The sequence below is a fragment of the Enterobacter cloacae complex sp. 277I4 genome (assembly GCF_050031465.1).
Classification (GTDB): Bacteria; Pseudomonadota; Gammaproteobacteria; order Enterobacterales; family Enterobacteriaceae; genus Enterobacter; species Enterobacter cloacae.
The window spans coordinates 4,959,038-4,981,943 of sequence record NZ_JBLGWC010000001.1 but is presented as its reverse complement, the minus strand read 5'-3'; the positions used below and the strand labels follow the sequence as shown (position 1 = coordinate 4,981,943).

14 protein-coding genes, 4 tRNA genes, 3 rRNA genes and 1 riboswitch are annotated in these 22,906 nt (G+C 54.8%); of the genes, 15 read left to right on the top strand and 6 right to left on the bottom strand.

Annotated features, from left to right (window positions below; all coding sequences use genetic code 11):
- The 4 genes from fsa to argE form a co-directional block, all read right to left on the bottom strand.
- Positions 1-663, bottom strand: a complete 663-nt coding sequence (gene fsa, locus ACQG19_RS24235) for a fructose-6-phosphate aldolase (protein ID WP_246932922.1) — start codon at positions 661-663, stop codon at positions 1-3.
- Positions 664-791: 128 nt separating this feature from the next.
- Entirely contained in the window at positions 792-1,556 is a 765-nt protein-coding gene (locus ACQG19_RS24230; protein WP_246932924.1) for a helix-turn-helix transcriptional regulator, read from the bottom strand.
- Positions 1,557-1,649: 93 nt separating this feature from the next.
- Positions 1,650-4,301: a phosphoenolpyruvate carboxylase gene (ppc, locus tag ACQG19_RS24225; protein WP_013099302.1), complete on the bottom strand. Its 2,652-nt coding sequence runs from the start codon at positions 4,299-4,301 to the stop codon at positions 1,650-1,652.
- 271 nt (positions 4,302-4,572) lie between these two features.
- Positions 4,573-5,724, bottom strand: coding sequence for an acetylornithine deacetylase (argE, locus tag ACQG19_RS24220; RefSeq protein WP_013099301.1), 1,152 nt, complete (start codon positions 5,722-5,724; stop codon positions 4,573-4,575).
- Positions 5,725-5,812: 88 nt separating this feature from the next.
- Here argE and argC point away from each other — a divergent pair, with 88 nt between their 5' ends.
- The 4 genes from argC to oxyR all read left to right on the top strand — a co-directional run bounded on the left by argC (position 5,813) and on the right by oxyR (position 10,293).
- Entirely contained in the window at positions 5,813-6,817 is a 1,005-nt protein-coding gene (gene argC, locus ACQG19_RS24215; protein ID WP_020686922.1) for an N-acetyl-gamma-glutamyl-phosphate reductase, read from the top strand.
- Positions 6,818-6,823: 6 nt separating this feature from the next.
- Positions 6,824-7,600, top strand: a complete 777-nt coding sequence (gene argB / locus ACQG19_RS24210; protein ID WP_095428052.1) for an acetylglutamate kinase — start codon at positions 6,824-6,826, stop codon at positions 7,598-7,600.
- Positions 7,601-7,674: 74 nt separating this feature from the next.
- Complete coding sequence (argH, locus tag ACQG19_RS24205; protein ID WP_246932925.1) at positions 7,675-9,048, top strand: argininosuccinate lyase; 1,374 nt, start codon at positions 7,675-7,677, stop codon at positions 9,046-9,048.
- Positions 9,049-9,375: 327 nt separating this feature from the next.
- Positions 9,376-10,293 (top strand): DNA-binding transcriptional regulator OxyR, encoded by a 918-nt coding sequence (gene oxyR, locus ACQG19_RS24200; protein ID WP_014833742.1) that lies wholly within the window; start codon positions 9,376-9,378, stop codon positions 10,291-10,293.
- Here the strand turns inward: oxyR and sthA are convergent.
- Entirely contained in the window at positions 10,276-11,676 is a 1,401-nt protein-coding gene (gene sthA / locus ACQG19_RS24195) for a Si-specific NAD(P)(+) transhydrogenase (RefSeq protein WP_014833741.1), read from the bottom strand. The genes oxyR and sthA overlap by 18 nt on opposite strands.
- 196 nt (positions 11,677-11,872) lie before the next feature.
- Here sthA and fabR point away from each other — a divergent pair, with 196 nt between their 5' ends.
- A complete protein-coding gene (fabR, locus tag ACQG19_RS24190; RefSeq protein WP_008501784.1) occupies positions 11,873-12,511 on the top strand; it encodes an HTH-type transcriptional repressor FabR in 639 nt (212 codons plus the stop codon).
- A gap of 9 nt (positions 12,512-12,520) precedes the next feature.
- Positions 12,521-12,880: a YijD family membrane protein gene (locus ACQG19_RS24185; protein WP_008501783.1), complete on the top strand. Its 360-nt coding sequence runs from the start codon at positions 12,521-12,523 to the stop codon at positions 12,878-12,880.
- Between the two features lie 79 nt (positions 12,881-12,959).
- On the opposite strand, the gene trmA is transcribed toward ACQG19_RS24185, so the two are convergent.
- Positions 12,960-14,060 carry a tRNA (uridine(54)-C5)-methyltransferase TrmA gene (gene trmA / locus ACQG19_RS24180; protein ID WP_426725987.1) on the bottom strand — a complete coding sequence of 367 codons (1,101 nt, stop codon included), beginning with the start codon at positions 14,058-14,060 and terminating at the stop codon, positions 12,960-12,962.
- Between the two features lie 104 nt (positions 14,061-14,164).
- Positions 14,165-14,340: riboswitch (cobalamin riboswitch) on the top strand.
- A 66-nt stretch (positions 14,341-14,406) separates the two neighbouring features.
- Here trmA and btuB point away from each other — a divergent pair.
- The 9 genes from btuB to ACQG19_RS24135 all read left to right on the top strand — a co-directional run bounded on the left by btuB (position 14,407) and on the right by ACQG19_RS24135 (position 22,824).
- On the top strand, positions 14,407-16,260 hold the full coding sequence (gene btuB, locus ACQG19_RS24175) for a TonB-dependent vitamin B12 receptor BtuB (protein WP_246932927.1): 1,854 nt from the start codon (positions 14,407-14,409) through the stop codon (positions 16,258-16,260).
- A complete protein-coding gene (gene murI / locus ACQG19_RS24170; protein ID WP_150058075.1) occupies positions 16,205-17,056 on the top strand; it encodes a glutamate racemase in 852 nt (283 codons plus the stop codon). Before btuB ends, murI begins: the two co-directional genes overlap by 56 nt.
- Before the next feature lie 384 nt (positions 17,057-17,440).
- Positions 17,441-18,980, top strand: a 16S ribosomal RNA gene (locus tag ACQG19_RS24165).
- 69 nt (positions 18,981-19,049) lie between these two features.
- Positions 19,050-19,126: transfer RNA gene (locus ACQG19_RS24160), tRNA-Ile, on the top strand.
- A 107-nt stretch (positions 19,127-19,233) separates the two neighbouring features.
- Positions 19,234-19,309, top strand: a tRNA-Ala gene (locus ACQG19_RS24155).
- Between the two features lie 171 nt (positions 19,310-19,480).
- Positions 19,481-22,383: ribosomal RNA gene (locus ACQG19_RS24150) — 23S ribosomal RNA — on the top strand.
- A 64-nt stretch (positions 22,384-22,447) separates the two neighbouring features.
- Positions 22,448-22,563: ribosomal RNA gene (rrf, locus tag ACQG19_RS24145) — 5S ribosomal RNA — on the top strand.
- Together the 16S, 23S and 5S rRNA genes with 4 tRNA genes alongside form the textbook arrangement of a ribosomal RNA operon.
- A 55-nt stretch (positions 22,564-22,618) precedes the next feature.
- A tRNA-Asp gene (locus ACQG19_RS24140) sits at positions 22,619-22,695 on the top strand.
- 53 nt (positions 22,696-22,748) lie between these two features.
- Positions 22,749-22,824, top strand: a tRNA-Trp gene (locus ACQG19_RS24135).
- Positions 22,825-22,906: the final 82 nt, after the last annotated feature.

Below are 22,906 nucleotides of genomic sequence, written 5' to 3'. Positions count from 1 at the left end.
TTAGAGGTTGAGGTTACCAAACGCGTTTTTCCAGTCCTGCTCGAACTTCTCTATTGCTGACTCTACCGCCGGCGTGCCGAGCATTTGTTGCGCTACATCTAAGGGAAGCGTGATTGCTTCACATCCGGCGAGCAGGCAGTCCAGCGCCTGGCGTGGCGTTTTGAAGCTGGCTGTCAGCACCTTGCTCTCCGGTGCATGCTGTTCCAGCAGGGATTGCAGCTCCTGAACCATGCGAATGCCGTCCCCGCCCTGGGCATCCACGCGGTTTACGTATGGCGCGACATATTTTGCCCCGGCCAGCGCGGCCAGCAGGCCTTGCGCGGCGCTGTACACGGCGGTACCCAGCGTAGTGATGCCCGCTGTTTTTAGCGCCTTAATGGCGATAAGCCCCTGGGCGGTGACCGGGATTTTCACCACGATATCCGGGATAGCATTGCTCAGGCGTTTGGCTTCGGCCACCATGCCTTCTGCGTCGCGGCTCATTGTCTGGACGAACAGCCTGCCTTTCGGACCAATGGCGCTTTGCAGGCGCGGCAGTACCTCCCAGATTGACTCACGGCTGGCGGCAATGATGCTCGGATTGGTGGTGACGCCTGCAAGGGGGAAAACGCGCGCAAGGCGTTCTACTTCTGCCACGTTGGCGGTATCCAGATACAGTTCCATTATTTTTCCTTAAGTCAGAAAGATTGATTTAAGGATAAGGCGGGGCGGCAGGCGGGATATACAGGTCAATTTTGCCAAATACTGGACAAATGTAATGTGCTTAGCGATGTGCGATGCCGATCACAGTGCTATTTTTTGGCGGTTAACTGGCTGTGATACTGGCGGCGATATTCGGAAGGAGAACGTTCGGTGTGTTTGCGAAACAGGCGGCAGAAGTAGTTGCTGTCCATAAAACCGCATCGTGCGGCGATATCCTTGATTTTGAGATCGTAGCCTTTAAGCAACTGTCGGGCATGTTCAAGTCGGGTTTGGGTCAGGTATTCATTGAATCCGACACTGCCAACTTTCTGAAAGAGATGGGAAAGATAGTTTGGGGAGATGTAGAACGCCTGCGCCACCGATTCACGCGTTAACAAAGAGGCGTGATGTTCGTCGATATAGCTACGAATCGCTTCGAAGAGCGCGCGGCTGCGGTTGGCGGTGCGAATGTCGCTGCCAAAAAGATCCCGGCAGTGGCTGAGCAGACTCAGTACCACCAGCCTCGCGGTGTCTTGTTCATCCGGTTGCATCTGTAATTCGGCTAGTGTCTGGAGGAGAAACGCACCGGTTCGCGGGCCACGCCGGGCGACCTGGACCTGCTGCGCAGGCACGTTCTCACGCTGTAACTCAATGGCCATTTGCTGCTTACCGAAGTTGATTCTTAGGAAGTTAGCCGGGTGATGAGTCATGTGCCCGGATGAGGAAAATATCGCCTCACAGGAATTATTCAGGGTAATAACGAGGCAGGGCGCTGTTCGGGGGGACTGCTCAGCCCTGGCTGAGAAATGGATCTGACCCAGCGATAACGTGCGGTTAACCAGCTCTGTCAAAATTCGGTTGATATCGGAATGCATCAGGAGACTACCGAAATGTGCCGGGTGGCGCTGACGCTTACCCGGCCTACTTGTCGTAGGCCCGGCAAGCGAAGCGCCGCCGGGCAGTGAGCATTAGCCGGTGTTACGCATACCCGCTGCAACGCCCGCAATTGTCACCATCAGCGCTTGTTCAACGCGTGGATCCGGATCTTTACCTTCCTCTTCCGCCAGACGCGAACGGTGCAGCAGCTCCGCCTGCAGGACGTTCAGTGGGTCGGTATAGATGTTACGCAGCTGGATAGACTCGGCAATCCACGGCAGATCGGCCATAAGATGGGAGTCGTTGGCGATATCCAGCACCACTTTGATGTCGCCTTCCAGCAGTTCGCGCAGCTCTTTACCCAGCGCCCACAGCTCTGGTTTCACCAGGCGCTGATCGTAGTATTCCGCCAGCCACAGGTCAGCTTTCGAGAAGACCATCTCCAGCATACCCAGACGGGTAGAGAAGAATGGCCAGTCGCGGCACATGGTTTCCAGTTCGTTCTGTTTGCCATCTTCAACCACCTTCTGCAGCGCCGCACCGGCACCCAGCCAGGCTGGCAGCATCAGACGGTTCTGCGTCCAGGCGAAGATCCACGGGATTGCACGCAGAGACTCCACGCCGCCGGTCGGACGACGCTTAGCCGGACGTGAACCCAGCGGCAGTTTGCCCAGCTCCTGCTCTGGCGTAGCAGAGCGGAAGTAAGGTACGAAATCTTTGTTTTCACGCACGTAGCCGCGGTACAGGTCGCACGAGATGTCAGACAGCTCATCCATAATGCGACACCAGGATTCTTTCGGCTCCGGCGGTGGCAGCAGGTTTGCTTCGAGAATCGCACTGGTATAGAGCGACAGGCTGCTGATGGTCACTTCCGGCAGGCCGTATTTGAAGCGGATCATCTCGCCCTGTTCGGTCACGCGCAGGCCGCCTTTCAGGCTTCCCGGCGGCTGAGAGAGCAGCGCCGCGTGCGCAGGCGCACCGCCACGGCCAATGGAGCCACCGCGACCGTGGAACAGCGTCAGCTCAATACCGGCTTTCTCGCAAGTTTTGATCAGCGCGTCCTGCGCCTGATACTGCGCCCAGGATGCCGCCATCACGCCCGCATCTTTTGCAGAGTCGGAATAGCCGATCATCACCATCTGTTTGCCCTGAATAAAGCCGCGATACCAGTCGATGTTCAGCAGCTGGGTCATTACATCATTGGCGTTGTTCAGGTCGTCGAGGGTTTCAAACAGCGGGGCGACAGGCAGGGCATAGTCGATACCGGCTTCTTTCAGCAGCAGGTGAACGGCCAACACGTCGGACGGGGTTTTCGCCATCGAGATCACATAGGCGGCGACCGATCCTTTTGGCGCATCCACGATCGCTTTACAGGTGTTGAGCACTTCGCGGGTTTCGTTGCTTGGCTCCCAGTTGCGCGGCAGCAGAGGACGCTTGGAGTTCAGCTCGCGGATCAGGAAGGCCTGTTTGTCGGCTTCAGACCAGCTTTCGTAGTCGCCAATGCCAAGATAACGTGTCAGTTCGCCCAGCGCTTCGGTATGGCGGGTGCTCTCCTGACGCACGTCGATACGCACCAGCGGCACGCCAAAACACTTCACGCGGCGCAGGGTGTCGAGTAGTTCGCCATTGGCGATGATGCCCATCCCGCAGGCCTGTAGTGATTTATAGCAAGCGTATAGCGGTTCCCAGAGCTGTTCGTTCTGGCTCAGCAGACCTTCCGGCTTCGGCAGGCGCTGGCCTTTCAGGCGTGCTTCCAGCCAGGCCTGGGTCGCCATCAGCTGGCTACGCAGTTTTTTCATCAGGAAACGATACGGCTCGCTGGCACCTTCTTCACCGGCCAGCGCGCGCAGTTCTGGCGTTGCTTCCACCATCGACAGCTCGGAGATCAGCACCTGAATGTCTTTCAGGAACAGATCGGTGGCTTTCCAGCGGCTCAGCAGCAGCACGTGGCGGGTGATTTCCGCCGTCACGTTCGGGTTACCGTCGCGGTCACCGCCCATCCAGGAGGTAAAGCGTACCGGGACAAAATCTACTGGCAGGCGATAGCCCAGGTTTGCTTCCAGCTGTTCGTTCAGCTCACGCAGGTAGTTCGGCACCCCTTCCCACAGGCTGTTTTCCACCACCGCAAAGCCCCATTTGGCCTCGTCTACCGGGCTTGGGCGATGCTTACGAATTTCATCGGTGTGCCAGGACTGCGCAATCAATTGGCGCAGACGGCGCATCAGCTGGTTACGTTCGTAGTCGGCAATGTCTTTGTTATCCAACTGTTTCAGACAGTTGTTCACTTCGACCATTTTGTGGATCAGGGTGCGACGGGTGATTTCGGTTGGGTGGGCAGTCAGCACCAGCTCCAGCGAAAGGGACTCCACCGCTTTTTTAATGGTGGCTTCGTTGAGGTTTGGCTGGTCTTTGAGTTTACGAAGCGTACGGGCAATGACTTCCGGGTTGCTGGCAGCTTCGCCGTTTGGCGAAATGCTATGGTATTGCTCAGCCGTGTTTGCCAGGTTCAGGAACTGGCTGAATGCGCGTGCAACGGGCAGCAGCTCATCGTTAGAGAGGTTCTGCAAGGTGGTGAGCAGCTCCTGACGACTCGCTTCGTTACCGGCACGGGAAGATTTAGACAGCTTGCGGATGGTTTCAACGCGGTCGAGGATGTTTTCCCCCAACGCATCTTTGATGGTATCTCCAAGCACTTTGCCGAGCATACTGACATTACTACGCAACGCGGAATATTGTTCGTTCATAAAAACCCAGTCACCCCATCATTTTTGTTTATGCCCATGCGAAAATCTTCTGGACATTATTTTGTCATCTCCCTTTATAAAGCCACGTAAAACCCCCGTCGTCAATTGCTGCGAAAACGGTTCAGCAAACGAATAAATGCGTGCAATTTACGAAATTTAATTCGCATTGCGTCAGATAAGAGATGCTTATGGGAATGTGACGGAGATCGCGGGATTTGTTGCCCTCACCCTAACCCTCTCCCACCGGGAGAGGGGACTAATCGGTGCGGTTTTAATGCCAGCAGAAGTGATGCACGACCTGGGTAATCAGTTCGCGGGTGGGCTTGATGAAGCGGGTTTCCAGGTATTCATCCGGCTGGTGCGCCTGGTTGATGGAGCCTGGGCCAAGTACCAGCGTCGGGCACAGCGTCTGAATAAACGGCGCTTCGGTGCAGTAGTTCACCACGTCGGTTTTCTCGCCGAGCAGTTTTTCCACCACCTCAACCAGCTGATGATCCGGTGGACATTCATAACCCGGGATCGGTGGATGCAGTTCAGACACCGTCAGGCGGCCAGGCCAGCGTTCACTCACCGGGGCCAGCGCTTCGGTCAGCAAGCCGTCGAGATCGCTCAGCGTCATGCCCGGCAGCGGACGGATATCCATGTGCAGCTCACAGCAAGCGCAGATACGGTTAGAGGCATCGCCACCGTGCAGGCTCCCGAGGTTCAGCGTTGGATACGGCACGGTGAAGGCGTCGTAGTGATACCGCTCTTTCAGTTCGTCGCGCAGAGTCATGATGCGGCCGATGGCGTCGTGCATCAGTTCAATGGCGTTCACGCCACGCGCCGGATCGCTGGAGTGGCCAGACTGGCCCATCACGCGCACTGCCGTGGAGATATGGCCTTTATGCGCACGGATCGGTTGTAATGACGTAGGCTCACCGATGATGGCGCAATCCGGGCGAATCGATGTGTTTTCTGAGAAGTAACGCGCCCCCGCCATGCTGGTTTCTTCATCGGCGGTCGCCAGAATGTAGAGCGGCTTTTTCAGTTTTGTCACGTCCACGTCACGCAGCGCGTCAAGGATAAAGGCGAAGAAGCCTTTCATGTCGGCGGTGCCAAGGCCGTAAAGCTTGTTGTCATGCTCGGTCAGGGTAAACGGGTCGCGGGTCCAGCGGCCATCGTCAAACGGCACCGTGTCGGTATGACCGGCCAGCAGCAGTCCGCCTGCGCCGTGTCCGGTACTGGCGAGCAGGTTAAATTTATGGCGTGTTCCGGGAACAGGCTGAACCTCAACGTTAAAGCCAAGATCGCTAAACCAACCCGCCAGCAGATTGATTAAAGACTCATTGCTCTGATCCAGCGCTTCTTCGGTCGCGCTGATGGAGGGTGTGGCAATCAGAGCGCGGTAAATCTCGATAAATGGCGGTAAGTTCATTTTCATTGTTGACACACCTTAGGTCGTGATAGTATCAATATTCATGCAATAAATGTGAATAAAAATACATTAACGTTGAGCATAAAGGAACCCGATGTTGAATACGCTGATTGTAGGCGCTAGCGGTTATGCGGGCGCAGAGCTTGTAAGCTACGTGAATCGCCATCCACATATGACCATAACCGCTTTGACCGTGTCAGCGCAAAGCAATGATGCAGGAAAGTTAATTTCCGATTTGCATCCGTGGCTTAAGGGCATTGTCGACTTGCCACTGCAACCAATGTCTGACATCAGCGAGTTCACTGACGGCGTCGACGTGGTGTTTTTGGCCACCGCGCACGAGGTCAGTCACGACCTGGCGCCGCAATTCCTGGCGGCCGGTTGCGTGGTGTTCGACCTCTCCGGCGCGTTCCGTGTTAACGACGGCGCGTTCTACGAAAAATATTATGGCTTTACCCATCAGCACCCGGACCTGCTTGCAAAAGCCGTGTATGGGCTGGCGGAGTGGAGCGCAGACAAGCTGAAAGAAGCGGATCTGATTGCCGTGCCGGGCTGCTACCCGACGGCCGCACAGCTTTCTTTGAAGCCGCTGATCGACGCAGACCTGCTGGATCTGAACCAGTGGCCGGTGATCAACGCCACCAGTGGTGTCAGCGGTGCCGGACGCAAGGCTGCTATTTCTAACAGCTTCTGTGAAGTCAGCCTGCAGCCGTATGGCGTGTTTAATCACCGCCATCATCCGGAAATCACCACCCATCTGGGGGCCAATGTCATCTTTACGCCGCACCTGGGCAGCTTCCCGCGTGGGATCCTCGAAACCATTACCTGCCGCCTGAAACCGGGCGTGACCAAAGACCAGGTGAGCGAGGCCTTTACTCAGGCGTATGCGGATAAACCGCTGGTGCGTCTCTACGACAAAGGCGTGCCCGCGCTGAAAAACGTGGTTGGCCTGCCGTTCTGCGACATCGGCTATGCCGTGCAGGGCGAGCATCTGATCGTGGTGGCAGCAGAAGATAACTTACTCAAAGGCGCTGCCGCTCAGGCAATGCAGTGTGCAAATATTCGTTTCGGTTTCCCGGAAACGCAGGCTCTTATTTAAGGTGTGATGATGAACCCATTAATTATCAAACTCGGTGGTGTACTGCTGGACAGCGAAGAAGCGCTGGAGCGTCTGTTTACCGCGCTGGTTAACTATCGCGAATCACACCAGCGTCCGCTGGTGATTGTGCACGGCGGCGGCTGCGTGGTGGATGAGCTGATGAAAGGGCTCAACCTGCCGGTGAAAAAGAAAAACGGCCTGCGCGTGACGCCTGCCGACCAGATTGACATCATCACCGGTGCGCTGGCAGGTACGGCGAATAAGACTCTGTTGTCCTGGGCGAAGAAACACAACATTGCCTCCGTTGGCCTCTATCTGGGCGATGGCGACAGCGTAAAAGTGACCCAGCTCGATGAAGAACTCGGCCACGTTGGACTGGCGCAGCCAGGTTCGCCTAAGCTGATTAACACGCTGCTGGAAGGCGGTTTCCTGCCGGTAGTGAGCTCTATCGGGGTGACCGAAGAGGGTGAGCTGATGAACGTGAATGCGGACCAGGCGGCGACGGCACTGGCGGCAACGCTGGGCGCGGACCTGATCCTGCTCTCCGATGTGAGCGGTATTCTGGACGGCAAAGGCCAGCGCATTGCGGAAATGACCGCGGCAAAAGCCGAACAGCTGATCGCCCAGGGCATTATTACCGACGGGATGATCGTCAAAGTGAATGCCGCGCTGGATGCCGCCCGTACGCTCGGTCGACCGGTGGATATCGCCTCCTGGCGTCACGCGGAGCAGCTTCCGGCGCTGTTTAACGGCACGCCAATTGGCACGCGTATTTTAGCGTAAGTTATTAATGAATGACCGTAGGCCGGGTAAGCGCAACGCCATCCGGCGGAACTAACGAATAAAGGAACGATGTTATGGCACTTTGGGGTGGGCGTTTTACACAGGCAGCGGATCAACGGTTCAAACAGTTCAACGACTCTTTGCGCTTCGACTACCGCCTGGCCGAACAGGATATCGTCGGTTCTGTGGCCTGGTCCAAAGCGCTGGTGACGGTGGGCGTGCTGACCGCAGAGGAGCAGCAGCAGCTGGAAGAGGCGCTCAATAATCTGCTGGAAGAAGTGCGTCTGGATCCGCAGCAAATTCTGCAAAGCGATGCCGAAGATATTCACAGCTGGGTAGAAGGCAAACTGATCGACAAAGTTGGCCAGCTGGGTAAAAAGCTGCACACCGGCCGTAGCCGTAACGACCAGGTCGCGACCGATCTGAAGCTGTGGTGTAAAGATACCGTTGCGGAGCTGCTGGCGGCTAACCGTCAGCTGCAGAGCGCGCTGGTGGAAACGGCACAGAACAACCAGGACGCGGTGATGCCGGGTTATACCCATTTGCAGCGCGCGCAGCCGGTGACCTTTGCGCACTGGTGTCTGGCCTATGTCGAGATGCTGGCGCGTGACGAAAGCCGCCTGCAGGATACCCTGAAGCGCCTGGACGTCAGCCCGCTGGGCAGCGGTGCGCTGGCGGGTACGGCATATGAAATTGACCGCGAGCAGCTGGCAGGCTGGCTGGGCTTTGCGTCTGCCACCCGTAACAGTCTGGACAGCGTCTCTGACCGTGACCACGTGCTGGAACTGCTGTCGAATGCTTCTATCGGGATGGTCCACCTGTCACGCTTTGCCGAGGACCTGATCTTCTTTAACTCTGGCGAAGCCGGATTTGTGGAGTTGTCTGACCGTGTGACGTCCGGCTCTTCCCTGATGCCGCAGAAGAAAAACCCGGATGCGCTGGAGCTGATCCGCGGGAAGTGTGGCCGCGTACAGGGCGCACTGACCGGCATGATGATGACCCTGAAAGGGCTGCCGCTGGCGTACAACAAAGATATGCAGGAAGACAAAGAAGGGCTGTTCGACGCGCTCGACACCTGGCTGGACTGCCTGCATATGGGCGCGCTGGTGCTGGACGGCATTCAGGTGAAACGTTCTCGTTGCCAGGAAGCGGCGCAGCAGGGTTATGCAAACGCGACCGAACTGGCGGATTACCTGGTGGCGAAAGGCGTACCGTTCCGTGAAGCGCACCACATTGTGGGCGAAGCGGTAGTGGAAGCGATTCGTCAGGGGAAACCGCTGGAAGAGCTGGCGCTTGCTGACCTGCAGAAATTCAGTGCGGTTATCGGGGAGGATGTGTACCCGATTCTGTCGTTGCAGTCATGCCTGGATAAGCGTGCGGCGAAAGGCGGTGTGTCGCCGAAGCTGGTGGCGCAGGCGATTGCGGACGCGAAAAACCGGTTGGTTTGATTTATGCGGGCTGGTGCCCTCACCCCGGCCCCTCTCCCACAGGGAGAGGGAGCAAACCCTAAAAATGGCAACTTCGGTTGCCATTTTGCTTTTACCCCCGGGCTTTTTTACGCAAAAAAAAGCGGACCACGGGGTCCGCAAAAGTTCACGTTGGCTTTAGTTGTTCGAGTTTTGAGAGAAACTCGCTGACGGTGCGGGGACGTCAAGGGTCAAACACGTGCCGCCTCGTCTATGTGGTGTATTATTCAACAGAATGCTTGATAGGGATAATCGTTCGTTGCTATGCTATCTATCGCCATGAACTATCGTGGCGACGGAGGATGAATAATGAATATTCGTGATCTTGAATACCTGGTAGCGTTAGCCGAGCATCGCCACTTTCGCCGTGCGGCAGATTCCTGCCACGTCAGCCAGCCTACGCTGAGCGGTCAGATCCGCAAGCTGGAAGATGAGCTGGGCGTGATGCTGCTGGAGCGCACCAGTCGTAAAGTGCTGTTCACTCAGGCGGGTTTGCTGCTGGTGGATCAGGCGCGCACCGTGCTGCGCGAGGTCAAAGTGCTCAAGGAAATGGCAAGTCAGCAAGGGGAGACCATGTCCGGCCCGCTGCATATTGGCCTGATCCCAACCGTTGGTCCGTACCTGCTGCCGCACATCATACCGATGCTGCACCAGACGTTCCCGAAACTCGAAATGTATCTGCATGAAGCGCAAACCCATCAGCTGCTGGCACAGTTAGATAGCGGCAAGCTCGACTGCGCCATTCTGGCGCTGGTAAAAGAGAGCGAAGCCTTTATCGAAGTGCCGCTGTTTGACGAGCCGATGATGCTGGCGATCTACGAAGATCACCCGTGGGCGAACCGCGATCGTGTGCCGATGGCCGATCTGGCCGGTGAAAAGCTGCTGATGCTGGAAGACGGTCACTGCCTGCGCGATCAGGCCATGGGCTTCTGTTTTGAAGCGGGAGCGGATGAAGATACCCATTTCCGCGCAACCAGCCTGGAAACGCTGCGTAATATGGTGGCGGCGGGAAGTGGTATTACGTTGCTGCCTGCGCTGGCCGTGCCGCGCGAGCGTAAACGTGACGGTGTGGTTTACCTGCCGTGCATTAAACCAGAGCCACGTCGTACTATAGGTCTGGTTTATCGTCCGGGGTCACCGCTGCGCAGCCGCTATGAGCAGCTGGCAGAGGCCATCCGTGGTGCGATGGATGGCCATTTTGACAACGCGTTAAAACAGGCGGTTTAAACCGTTCAGCGCGGCGACCCGATAGGCTTCCGCCATGGTCGGGTAGTTAAAGGTGGTGTTAACGAAGTATTCAATGGTGTTACCGCCACCTTTTTGCTCCATTATCGCCTGGCCGATATGAATGATTTCCGCCGCGCGTTCACCAAAGCAGTGAATACCGAGGATCTCTTTCGTCTCACGATGGAACAGGATCTTCAGCGTTCCCACGCTCATGCCAACAATTTGTGCCCGTGCCAGATGTTTAAACTGGGCGCGACCCACCTCGTAAGGCACCTTCATGGAGGTCAGCTGCTGCTCGGTTTTCCCCACGGAGCTGATTTCCGGAATGGTGTAAATCCCCGTTGGAATGTCTTCGATCAGATGCGCCGTCGCTTCGCCTTTTACCAGCGCCTGCGCCGCAATGCGCCCCTGGTCATAGGCTGCGGAAGCGAGACTCGGGTAACCAATCACGTCACCGACCGCGTAAACGTGCGGCAGGGCAGTCTGGTACATGCTGTTAACCTTCAACTGACCACGGCTGTCCGTCTCCAGACCGATGTTTTCCAGCGCCAGTGAATCGGTGTTACCGGTACGGCCGTTGGCATACAGCAGGCAGTCGGCTTTCAGCTTTTTGCCAGACTTCAGATGCATGATCACGCCGTCGTCGCAGCCTTCGATCTTCTCGTACTCTTCGTTGTGGCGAATCACCACACCGCTGTTCCAGAAGTGGTAGGAGAGCGAGTCTGACATCTCCTGATCCAGGAAAGCCAGCAGGCGGTCGCGGGTGTTAATCAGATCAACTTTGACATCCATTCCGCGGAAGATAGACGCATATTCACACCCGATCACCCCCGCGCCATAGATAATCACATGGCGTGGTTCATGGTGCAGGCTGAGGATGGAATCGCTGTCGTAAATGCGTGGGTGTGAGAAATCCACGTCTGCCGGATGATACGGGCGGGAACCACAGGCGATAACAAATTTTTCAGCGGTGAGGGTTTCAACCGAACCGTCGTGACACTCCAGCGCCAGCGTATGTTCATCCACAAAATGCGCGTTACCCTGAAGAATTTCGCAATGGTTACGCTCGTAAAAACCCTGACGCATGCGTGTCTGCTGGTTAATAACGGTATCTGCGTGATTCAGGATATCGGCAAAAGAGGAACGAAGAAGTCGGGAGTGGTCGCTGTAAAGAGGGTTCTGGTTAAATTCAATAATGCGGCTAACGGCGTGGCGGAGGGCTTTGGAAGGGATGGTGCCCCAGTGGGTGCAACCGCCGCCAACATTATGGTAGCGCTCAATGACCGCTACTCTGGCTCCCTGTTTTACCAGACCCATAGCAGCGCCTTCGCCGCCGGGGCCGGAACCAATAACTATTGCGTCGTAATCGTAGGAATGTGGCATGGCAAGGCTTACCTGTTCTTATACATAAAAGCAACAGAATCATAACATCATTGCCAGGGTAACCCAATTATCGTTGTGCTTTTTTCCGGCAGTGGAGCACAAAGCGCGCGTAAACAATCATTCACAAAGCCAGGTAAACAGATTAATTTTATTCTCTGGTATAGTGCCATCAGACCTTTGGAAGGATTCAACTATCGTGATGGGCGTAAGAGCACAACAAAAAGAGAAAACCCGGCGTTCGCTGGTGGAAGCTGCATTCAGTCAACTGAGTGCTGAGCGGAGTTTTGCCAGTTTGAGCCTGCGTGAAGTCGCACGCGAGGCCGGGATTGCGCCAACGTCCTTCTATCGCCATTTCCGTGATGTGGATGAACTGGGTCTGACCATGGTCGACGAGAGTGGGCTCATGCTGCGCCAGTTGATGCGCCAGGCGCGGCAGCGTATCGCGAAAGGCGGTAGCGTTATCCGTACCTCCGTGTCGACCTTTATGGAATTTATCGGCAATAACCCCAACGCGTTTCGCCTGTTGCTGCGCGAGCGTTCAGGAACGTCAGCGGCATTTCGTGCCGCTGTCGCGCGTGAAATTCAGCATTTCATTGCGGAACTTGCCGACTATCTTGAACTCGAAAACCATATGCCGCGTGCGTTCACCGAAGCACAGGCTGAAGCAATGGTGACGATTGTTTTCAGTGCAGGTGCCGAAGCGCTGGATGTCAGCATTGAACAACGTAAGCAACTCGAAGAGCGACTGGTATTGCAGCTCAGGATGATCTCCAAAGGTGCGTACTACTGGTATCGCCGTGAACAAGAGAAACTGGCACATCAAACCGAAGAGTGAAGGTGAGTAATGAAACAGTCAGGTCAGGATAAAGGGACGCTGTTGCTGGCATTGATCGCTGGCTTATCCATTAATGGTACGTTTGCCGCAATTTTTAGCTCCATCGTACCCTTCTCGATTTTCCCGCTTATCGCCCTGGTGCTGACGGTTTACTGCCTGCACCAGCGTTATCTGAACCGCACCATGCCGGTGGGGTTACCGGGCCTGGCCGCTGCCTGCTTTATTCTGGGTGTGTTGCTGTACAGCACGGTGGTGCGTGCAGAGTATCCGGATATCGGCTCTAACTTCTTCCCTGCTGTTCTGTCTGTGGCGCTGGTGTTCTGGATTGGCTCTCGCATGCGCAGCCGTAAGAGCCAGTTGCCGGAGTAAGGAATTATTTGTAGGGCAGGTAAGCGAAGCGCCACCTGCCAAAAACGCCGGATGGCGCTACGCTTATCCGGCCTACAGATCACCGTGCGGTAAGTAAAACACCGCACTCCATATGGTGCGTATACGGGAACTGATCGAACAGCGCCAGACGTTCAACCTTATGCGTCTGGCTTAATGTTTCCAGGTTTTTGCACAGCGTTTCCGGGTTACAGGAAATGTACAAAATACGCGGGTATGCCTGCACCATCTTCTCGGTTTCGCTGTCCAGGCCACTGCGCGGCGGATCGACAAAAATCGTCTCGCACTGATAGCCCTTCAGATCGATCCCCTCAAGACGGTTAAATTCGCGCACGCCGTTCATGGCCTGCGTAAACTCTTCTGCTGCCATACGAATAATCTGCACGTTGTCGATATGGTTGGCGGCAATGTTGTACTGCGCGGCCGCAACGGACGGTTTGGCAATTTCCGTTGCCAGTACGCGCTCGAAATTGCGCGCCAGTGCCAGCGAGAAGTTGCCATTCCCACAGTACAGCTCAAGCAGATCGCCCTTTGACCCTTCGGTCGCTTTCAGCGCCCACTCCAGCATTTGCACGTTCATCGCCGCGTTAGGTTGGGTGAAGCTGTTCTCTACCTGACGGTAAACCATCTCTTTTCCTGCCACCGACAGGCGCTCATCGATGTAATCCTGATCCAGCATGATTTTGGTTTTTGTCGCGCGGCCAATCAGGTGAACGTTGATGTTTTGCGCCCGCAGCGCATCGCGCAGCGCTTCTGCCTGCTCGCGCCACTCGTCGTTAAGCGCCTCGTGGTACAGCAGAGAGACAATGGCCTGATTGCTTTGGGTGGTCAGGTAGTCAATCTGGAACAGCTTATGGCGCAGCACCGGGTTGTTGCGCACACCGTCAATCATCAGAGTCATGAGCTGGTTAATCAGCTCACTCGCCGCCGGGAAGCTGTTAACCCGGATACGGGATTTAGTCTGCTGATCGAAGATGATGTGATACAGGTCGTCGCCATCGTGCCAGATGCGGAACTCGGCGCGCATACGGTAGTGGCTGACGGGGGAACGGAACACCTCAGGAACGGGCGCGTTGAAAGGCGTCATCATACTTTGCAGGCGGACAACTTTCTCTGCCAGCTGTGCGTCGTACTGTTCTGTCGGGAGGTGTTCGGGGGTCATGATGCGTCCTGAGTGATAAAGAATTACGCGAGGATTGTAGGGATTGTGCAGTGGATGTCCAGATTTAATGGCTAATAGCTATCTGGACATCTATACGTGTCTAATTGTAGCATTCTGTTTCCGGTCTCCTGAGAGTGAAAAGGGAATCCAGTGTAAATCTGGAGCTGACGCGCAGCGGTAAAGACTGGCGGGATGAGAGTTGCAGACACTGTGAAAATGGGAAGTCTTCATCCACAAAACGCCACCCAGCCCGAAGACCTGCCGGGATCACGTCGCATTTGGTTTCATCATCGCGTGCTATAGATGAGGCCTGCGGCATCCTTCTTATATTGTGGATGCTTTAACAATGATTAAAAAAGTATCGCTGTTAACGGCGTTGTCCGTTACGGCATTTTCGGGCTGGGCGCAGGATAGCGCTGACTCGTTGGTGGTGACAGCAAATCGTTTTGAACAACCGGCAAAAACAGTTCTGGCACCGACGTCCGTGGTGACGCGTGAAGATATTGAGCGCTGGCAGGCAAAGAGCATTGTGGAGATTATGTCACGTCTGCCGGGTGTAGATATCGCGCAAAGCGGTGGCCTGGGTGCCACCTCTTCTACCTTTATTCGCGGCACTGAATCCCGTCATGTTCTGGTCCTGATTGACGGTGTACCGTTGAACAGCGCCGGGATTAGCAACGTTCCCGATCTGAGCCAAATCCCAACCTCGCTGATTCAGCGAATCGAATACGTCCGTGGCCCGCGTTCTGCGCTGTATGGCTCCGACGCGATTGGCGGCGTGATTAACATCATCACCGGGCGTGATAAGCCGGGTGCGGAAATCTCAGCGGGCGTCGGCTCTAAGGGCTACCAGACCTATGATGGCGCTTTCCAGCAGGTGCTGAATAAAACCAAAATCACTATGGCGGGTAACTACATCTATACCCGCGGCTTTGATATTGCTGCCCAGGATGCGCCGCGCCAGCCTGACCGCGATGGTTTTATGAGTAAATCGCTGTACGGCTCCGTGGAACAGCAAATTACCGACAGCGTGAGCGGGTTCTTCCGTGGCTTTGGTTATGACAACCGCACCGCGTATGACGGTTACGATCATTACGACGCCAATTTTATGGTGGATGGCCGACCTGATACTCGCCAGCTTTACAGCCAGAACTGGGATACCGGTTTGCGTTACAGCCAGGGGATTTTCCAGTCACAGCTGGTGGCGGGCTACGGCCGCAGTAAAGATCAGAACTATGATCCGAAGAAAGGGCGCTACGCTGATTCCGCAACCATGGATGACGTGAAGCAGTACACCACCCAATGGCTCAACACTATAGAAGTTGGCCATGGCAATATCGGCGCAGGCCTGGACTGGCAAAAGCAGAAGACGCAGGCCGGGACCGGTTACCTGGAAAAAGGTTACGAGCAGCGTAATACCGGTGTGTTCGCGTCTGCGATGCAGCAGTTCAACAGCGTGACGCTGGAAGCGGCGGCGCGTAATGACGACAACTCCAACTTTGGCAACCATGGCACGTGGCAAACCAGCGCAGCGTGGGAGTTTGTGGATGGCTATCGCGTGATTGCCTCCTACGGCACCGCTTTTAAAGCACCGACGATGAGCCAGATCCACAGCGCTTCTTACGGCAATCCGGACCTTAAACCGGAGGAGAGTAAACAGTGGGAAGGGGGCTTTGAAGGCCTGACGGGACCGGTCAACTGGCGTATCACTGGTTATCGTAATGATATTGATAACCTGATTAGCAGCGATCCGCATACGTATCGGTACTACAACGTTGACGAAGCGCGTATTAAAGGTGTGGAAGCGACGGCACAGTTCGAAACTGGACCGGTTGGACACCAGATCTCCTATGATTATGTTGACCCGCGTAACGCCAAAACTCATGAAGTGCTGGCCCGCCGTTCTAAGCAGCAGGTTAAGTATCAGCTTGACTGGCAGGTATGGGATCTCGACTGGAACCTCGCTTACCGTTACCTCGGCACCCGCTATGATGTCGCGATCGATCCAGACACTTATGCGTCAGAACGCGTGAAAATGGGCGGGGTAAGCCTGTGGGATGTCGCAGTTTCATATCCTGTCACCTCTCACCTTACAGTTCGTGGTAAAATAGCCAACCTGTTCGATAAAGATTACGAGACAGTTTATGGCTACCAAACTGCAGGACGGGAATACACCTTGTCTGGCAGCTACACCTTCTAATCCGCGTCCCACCGTGCTGGTATTTGATTCCGGCGTCGGTGGGCTTTCGGTCTATGATGAGATTCGGCATCTCCTGCCGGATCTCCATTATATCTACGCCTTCGATAACGTCGCTTTCCCTTATGGGGAGAAGAGCGAGGACTTTATTGTTGAGCGTGTCGTTGAAATCGTCACCGCGGTACAGCAGCGTTATCCCCTGGCGCTGGCGGTCATCGCCTGTAATACGGCAAGCACGGTATCGCTGCCAGCCTTGCGCGCAAAATTTCAGTTCCCGGTTGTGGGCGTGGTTCCCGCAATAAAGCCTGCTGCGCGCCTGACTGCGAATGGTATTGTGGGTCTGCTGGCTACGCGCGGCACGGTGAAGCGTCCTTATACGCGTGAATTGATCGATCGTTTTGCCAATGAATGTCAGATCGCGATGCTCGGTTCGGCAGAGCTGGTGGAGATGGCTGAAGCGAAGCTGCATGGCAAGACGGTGCCACTTGAGGAGCTGCGTCGTATTCTTCGCCCGTGGCTGCGTATGCCGGAACCGCCGGATACCGTCGTTCTGGGCTGCACTCATTTCCCGCTCTTACAGGACGAATTGTTAGAAGTACTGCCGGAGGGGACGCGTCTGGTGGATTCCGGTGCGGCTATTGCCCGTCGTACTGCCTGGCTGCTGGAACATGAAGCGCCGGATGCCAAATCTGCCGATGCGAATATCGCGTTTTGTATGGCACTAACAAACGAGACTGAACAACTTTTACCCGTTTTGCGCCGTTATGGGTTTGAAACGCTCGAAAAACTCGCGCTGTAGCACGGTTTTGAGCAAAAAAGAGACGGTTGAACGTTTTTTTTTAAAGAGGGGTTGTCAACGTCTGAGAACTCCCTATAATGCGCCTCCACTGACACGGAACAACGGCTTGCAAGCCGCCGGGTTAGCGGGGTTCAGAGATGAATGCCGACAGAGAAAAGTGAAAATAATCACTTGACTCTGAATGAGGAAAACGTATTATACGTGACCTCGCAACGGTGAGCGAAAGCCGCGTTGCACTGCTCTTTAACAATTTATCAGACAATCTGTGTGGGCACTCAAAGTGACATGGATTCTTAATGTCTTCGGACAAAAAATGAATACCAAGTCTCAACGAGTGAACACGTAATTCATTACGAAGTTTAATTCATTGAGCATCAAACTTTTAAATTGAAGAGTTTGATCATGGCTCAGATTGAACGCTGGCGGCAGGCCTAACACATGCAAGTCGAACGGTAGCACAGAGAGCTTGCTCTCGGGTGACGAGTGGCGGACGGGTGAGTAATGTCTGGGAAACTGCCTGATGGAGGGGGATAACTACTGGAAACGGTAGCTAATACCGCATAACGTCGCAAGACCAAAGAGGGGGACCTTCGGGCCTCTTGCCATCAGATGTGCCCAGATGGGATTAGCTAGTAGGTGGGGTAACGGCTCACCTAGGCGACGATCCCTAGCTGGTCTGAGAGGATGACCAGCCACACTGGAACTGAGACACGGTCCAGACTCCTACGGGAGGCAGCAGTGGGGAATATTGCACAATGGGCGCAAGCCTGATGCAGCCATGCCGCGTGTATGAAGAAGGCCTTCGGGTTGTAAAGTACTTTCAGCGGGGAGGAAGGTGTTGTGGTTAATAACCGCAGCAATTGACGTTACCCGCAGAAGAAGCACCGGCTAACTCCGTGCCAGCAGCCGCGGTAATACGGAGGGTGCAAGCGTTAATCGGAATTACTGGGCGTAAAGCGCACGCAGGCGGTCTGTCAAGTCGGATGTGAAATCCCCGGGCTCAACCTGGGAACTGCATTCGAAACTGGCAGGCTGGAGTCTTGTAGAGGGGGGTAGAATTCCAGGTGTAGCGGTGAAATGCGTAGAGATCTGGAGGAATACCGGTGGCGAAGGCGGCCCCCTGGACAAAGACTGACGCTCAGGTGCGAAAGCGTGGGGAGCAAACAGGATTAGATACCCTGGTAGTCCACGCCGTAAACGATGTCGATTTGGAGGTTGTGCCCTTGAGGCGTGGCTTCCGGAGCTAACGCGTTAAATCGACCGCCTGGGGAGTACGGCCGCAAGGTTAAAACTCAAATGAATTGACGGGGGCCCGCACAAGCGGTGGAGCATGTGGTTTAATTCGATGCAACGCGAAGAACCTTACCTGGTCTTGACATCCACAGAACTTTCCAGAGATGGATTGGTGCCTTCGGGAACTGTGAGACAGGTGCTGCATGGCTGTCGTCAGCTCGTGTTGTGAAATGTTGGGTTAAGTCCCGCAACGAGCGCAACCCTTATCCTTTGTTGCCAGCGGTCCGGCCGGGAACTCAAAGGAGACTGCCAGTGATAAACTGGAGGAAGGTGGGGATGACGTCAAGTCATCATGGCCCTTACGACCAGGGCTACACACGTGCTACAATGGCGCATACAAAGAGAAGCGACCTCGCGAGAGCAAGCGGACCTCATAAAGTGCGTCGTAGTCCGGATTGGAGTCTGCAACTCGACTCCATGAAGTCGGAATCGCTAGTAATCGTAGATCAGAATGCTACGGTGAATACGTTCCCGGGCCTTGTACACACCGCCCGTCACACCATGGGAGTGGGTTGCAAAAGAAGTAGGTAGCTTAACCTTCGGGAGGGCGCTTACCACTTTGTGATTCATGACTGGGGTGAAGTCGTAACAAGGTAACCGTAGGGGAACCTGCGGTTGGATCACCTCCTTACCTTAAAGAACCTGCCTTTGCAGTGCTCACACAGATTGTCTGATGAAAAACAGCAGTAAAAACCTCTACAGGCTTGTAGCTCAGGTGGTTAGAGCGCACCCCTGATAAGGGTGAGGTCGGTGGTTCAAGTCCACTCAGGCCTACCAAATTTTCCCTGATACTGCGTTGCGGCAACGCTCACATACTGATGTATGCGTCGCGTTACCACGCCTTGTCTCAGGAAAAATTACCGGTACAGAGGTTTGCAAACGATGGGGCTATAGCTCAGCTGGGAGAGCGCCTGCTTTGCACGCAGGAGGTCTGCGGTTCGATCCCGCATAGCTCCACCATCTTTTACTGCGAACACAAGAAAACTTCAGAGTGAACCTGAAAAGGTGCACTGCGAAGTTTTGCTCTTTAAAAATCTGGATCAAGCTGAAAATTGAAACGACACATCTTTAATGGTGTGTTCGAGTCTCTCAAATTTTCGCAATCAGAAGTGAAACATCTTCGGGTTGTGAGGTTAAGCGACTAAGCGTACACGGTGGATGCCCTGGCAGTCAGAGGCGATGAAGGACGTGCTAATCTGCGAAAAGCGCCGGCGAGGTGATATGAACCCTTGACCCGGCGATGTCCGAATGGGGAAACCCAGTGTGATTCGTCACACTATCGTTAACTGAATACATAGGTTAACGAGGCGAACCGGGGGAACTGAAACATCTAAGTACCCCGAGGAAAAGAAATCAACCGAGATTCCCCCAGTAGCGGCGAGCGAACGGGGAGCAGCCCAGAGTCTGAATCAGCTTGTGTGTTAGTGGAAGCGTCTGGAAAGTCGCACGGTACAGGGTGAAAGTCCCGTACACGAAAACACACAGGCTGTGAACTCGAAGAGTAGGGCGGGACACGTGGTATCCTGTCTGAATATGGGGGGACCATCCTCCAAGGCTAAATACTCCTGACTGACCGATAGTGAACCAGTACCGTGAGGGAAAGGCGAAAAGAACCCCGGCGAGGGGAGTGAAAAAGAACCTGAAACCGTGTACGTACAAGCAGTGGGAGCACCTTCGGGTGTGACTGCGTACCTTTTGTATAATGGGTCAGCGACTTATATTCTGTAGCAAGGTTAACCGTATAGGGGAGCCGAAGGGAAACCGAGTCTTAACTGGGCGTTAAGTTGCAGGGTATAGACCCGAAACCCGGTGATCTAGCCATGGGCAGGTTGAAGGTTGGGTAACACTAACTGGAGGACCGAACCGACTAATGTTGAAAAATTAGCGGATGACCTGTGGCTGGGGGTGAAAGGCCAATCAAACCGGGAGATAGCTGGTTCTCCCCGAAAGCTATTTAGGTAGCGCCTCGTGAACTCATCTTCGGGGGTAGAGCACTGTTTCGGCTAGGGGGCCATCCCGGCTTACCAACCCGATGCAAACTACGAATACCGAAGAATGTTATCACGGGAGACACACGGCGGGTGCTAACGTCCGTCGTGAAGAGGGAAACAACCCAGACCGCCAGCTAAGGTCCCAAAGTCATGGTTAAGTGGGAAACGATGTGGGAAGGCCCAGACAGCCAGGATGTTGGCTTAGAAGCAGCCATCATTTAAAGAAAGCGTAATAGCTCACTGGTCGAGTCGGCCTGCGCGGAAGATGTAACGGGGCTAAACCATGCACCGAAGCTGCGGCAGCGACACTCTGTGTTGTTGGGTAGGGGAGCGTTCTGTAAGCCGTTGAAGGTGGCCTGTGAGGGCTGCTGGAGGTATCAGAAGTGCGAATGCTGACATAAGTAACGATAAAGCGGGTGAAAAGCCCGCTCGCCGGAAGACCAAGGGTTCCTGTCCAACGTTAATCGGGGCAGGGTGAGTCGACCCCTAAGGCGAGGCCGAAAGGCGTAGTCGATGGGAAACAGGTTAATATTCCTGTACTTGGTGTTACTGCGAAGGGGGGACGGAGAAGGCTATGTTAGCCGGGCGACGGTTGTCCCGGTTTAAGCATGTAGGCGGAGGTTCCAGGTAAATCCGGTACCTTTTAACGCTGAGGTGTGATGACGAGGCACTACGGTGCTGAAGTAACAAATGCCCTGCTTCCAGGAAAAGCCTCTAAGCATCAGGTAACACGAAATCGTACCCCAAACCGACACAGGTGGTCAGGTAGAGAATACCAAGGCGCTTGAGAGAACTCGGGTGAAGGAACTAGGCAAAATGGTGCCGTAACTTCGGGAGAAGGCACGCTGATATGTAGGTGAAGCCCCTGCGGGTGGAGCTGAAATCAGTCGAAGATACCAGCTGGCTGCAACTGTTTATTAAAAACACAGCACTGTGCAAACACGAAAGTGGACGTATACGGTGTGACGCCTGCCCGGTGCCGGAAGGTTAATTGATGGGGTTAGCGGTAACGCGAAGCTCTTGATCGAAGCCCCGGTAAACGGCGGCCGTAACTATAACGGTCCTAAGGTAGCGAAATTCCTTGTCGGGTAAGTTCCGACCTGCACGAATGGCGTAATGATGGCCAGGCTGTCTCCACCCGAGACTCAGTGAAATTGAACTCGCTGTGAAGATGCAGTGTACCCGCGGCAAGACGGAAAGACCCCGTGAACCTTTACTATAGCTTGACACTGAACACTGGTCCTTGATGTGTAGGATAGGTGGGAGGCTTTGAAGCGTGGACGCCAGTCTGCGTGGAGCCATCCTTGAAATACCACCCTTTAATGGCTGGTGTTCTAACGTAGACCCGTTACCCGGGTTGCGGACAGTGTCTGGTGGGTAGTTTGACTGGGGCGGTCTCCTCCCAAAGAGTAACGGAGGAGCACGAAGGTTAGCTAATCCTGGTCGGACATCAGGAGGTTAGTGCAATGGCATAAGCTAGCTTGACTGCGAGAGTGACGGCTCGAGCAGGTGCGAAAGCAGGTCATAGTGATCCGGTGGTTCTGAATGGAAGGGCCATCGCTCAACGGATAAAAGGTACTCCGGGGATAACAGGCTGATACCGCCCAAGAGTTCATATCGACGGCGGTGTTTGGCACCTCGATGTCGGCTCATCACATCCTGGGGCTGAAGTAGGTCCCAAGGGTATGGCTGTTCGCCATTTAAAGTGGTACGCGAGCTGGGTTTAGAACGTCGTGAGACAGTTCGGTCCCTATCTGCCGTGGGCGCTGGAGAATTGAGGGGGGCTGCTCCTAGTACGAGAGGACCGGAGTGGACGCATCACTGGTGTTCGGGTTGTCATGCCAATGGCACTGCCCGGTAGCTAAATGCGGAAGAGATAAGTGCTGAAAGCATCTAAGCACGAAACTTGCCCCGAGATGAGTTCTCCCTGAGACTTAAAGTCTCCTGAAGGAACGTTGAAGACGACGACGTTGATAGGTCGGGTGTGTAAGCGCAGCGATGCGTTGAGCTAACCGATACTAATGAACCGTGAGGCTTAACCTTACAACGCCGAAGGTGTTTTGGCGAAGAGACAGATTTTCAGCCTGATACAGATTAACAGAATTTGCCTGGCGGCTTTAGCGCGGTGGTCCCACCTGACCCCATGCCGAACTCAGAAGTGAAACGCCGTAGCGCCGATGGTAGTGTGGGGTCTCCCCATGTGAGAGTAGGGAACTGCCAGGCATCAAATTAAGTAGTAAGCCGGTGCATCAATCCGGTGGTTACAGCAGTCTTCGGTGGAGCGGTAGTTCAGTCGGTTAGAATACCTGCCTGTCACGCAGGGGGTCGCGGGTTCGAGTCCCGTCCGTTCCGCCACTTATTAAGACATTAAGCCTGCCTTATCGGCAGGCTTAATGGCAAAAAACTTTAGGGGCGTAGCTCAGTTGGTAGAGCACCGGTCTCCAAAACCGGGTGTCGCGAGTTCGAGTCTCTCCGCCCCTGCCATATAGAATCCTTTGCTTCGGCAAAGGATTTTTTTTGCCTTCAACATGGCCAAAATCCCTTCCTAATCAAAAACTGCAGCCAG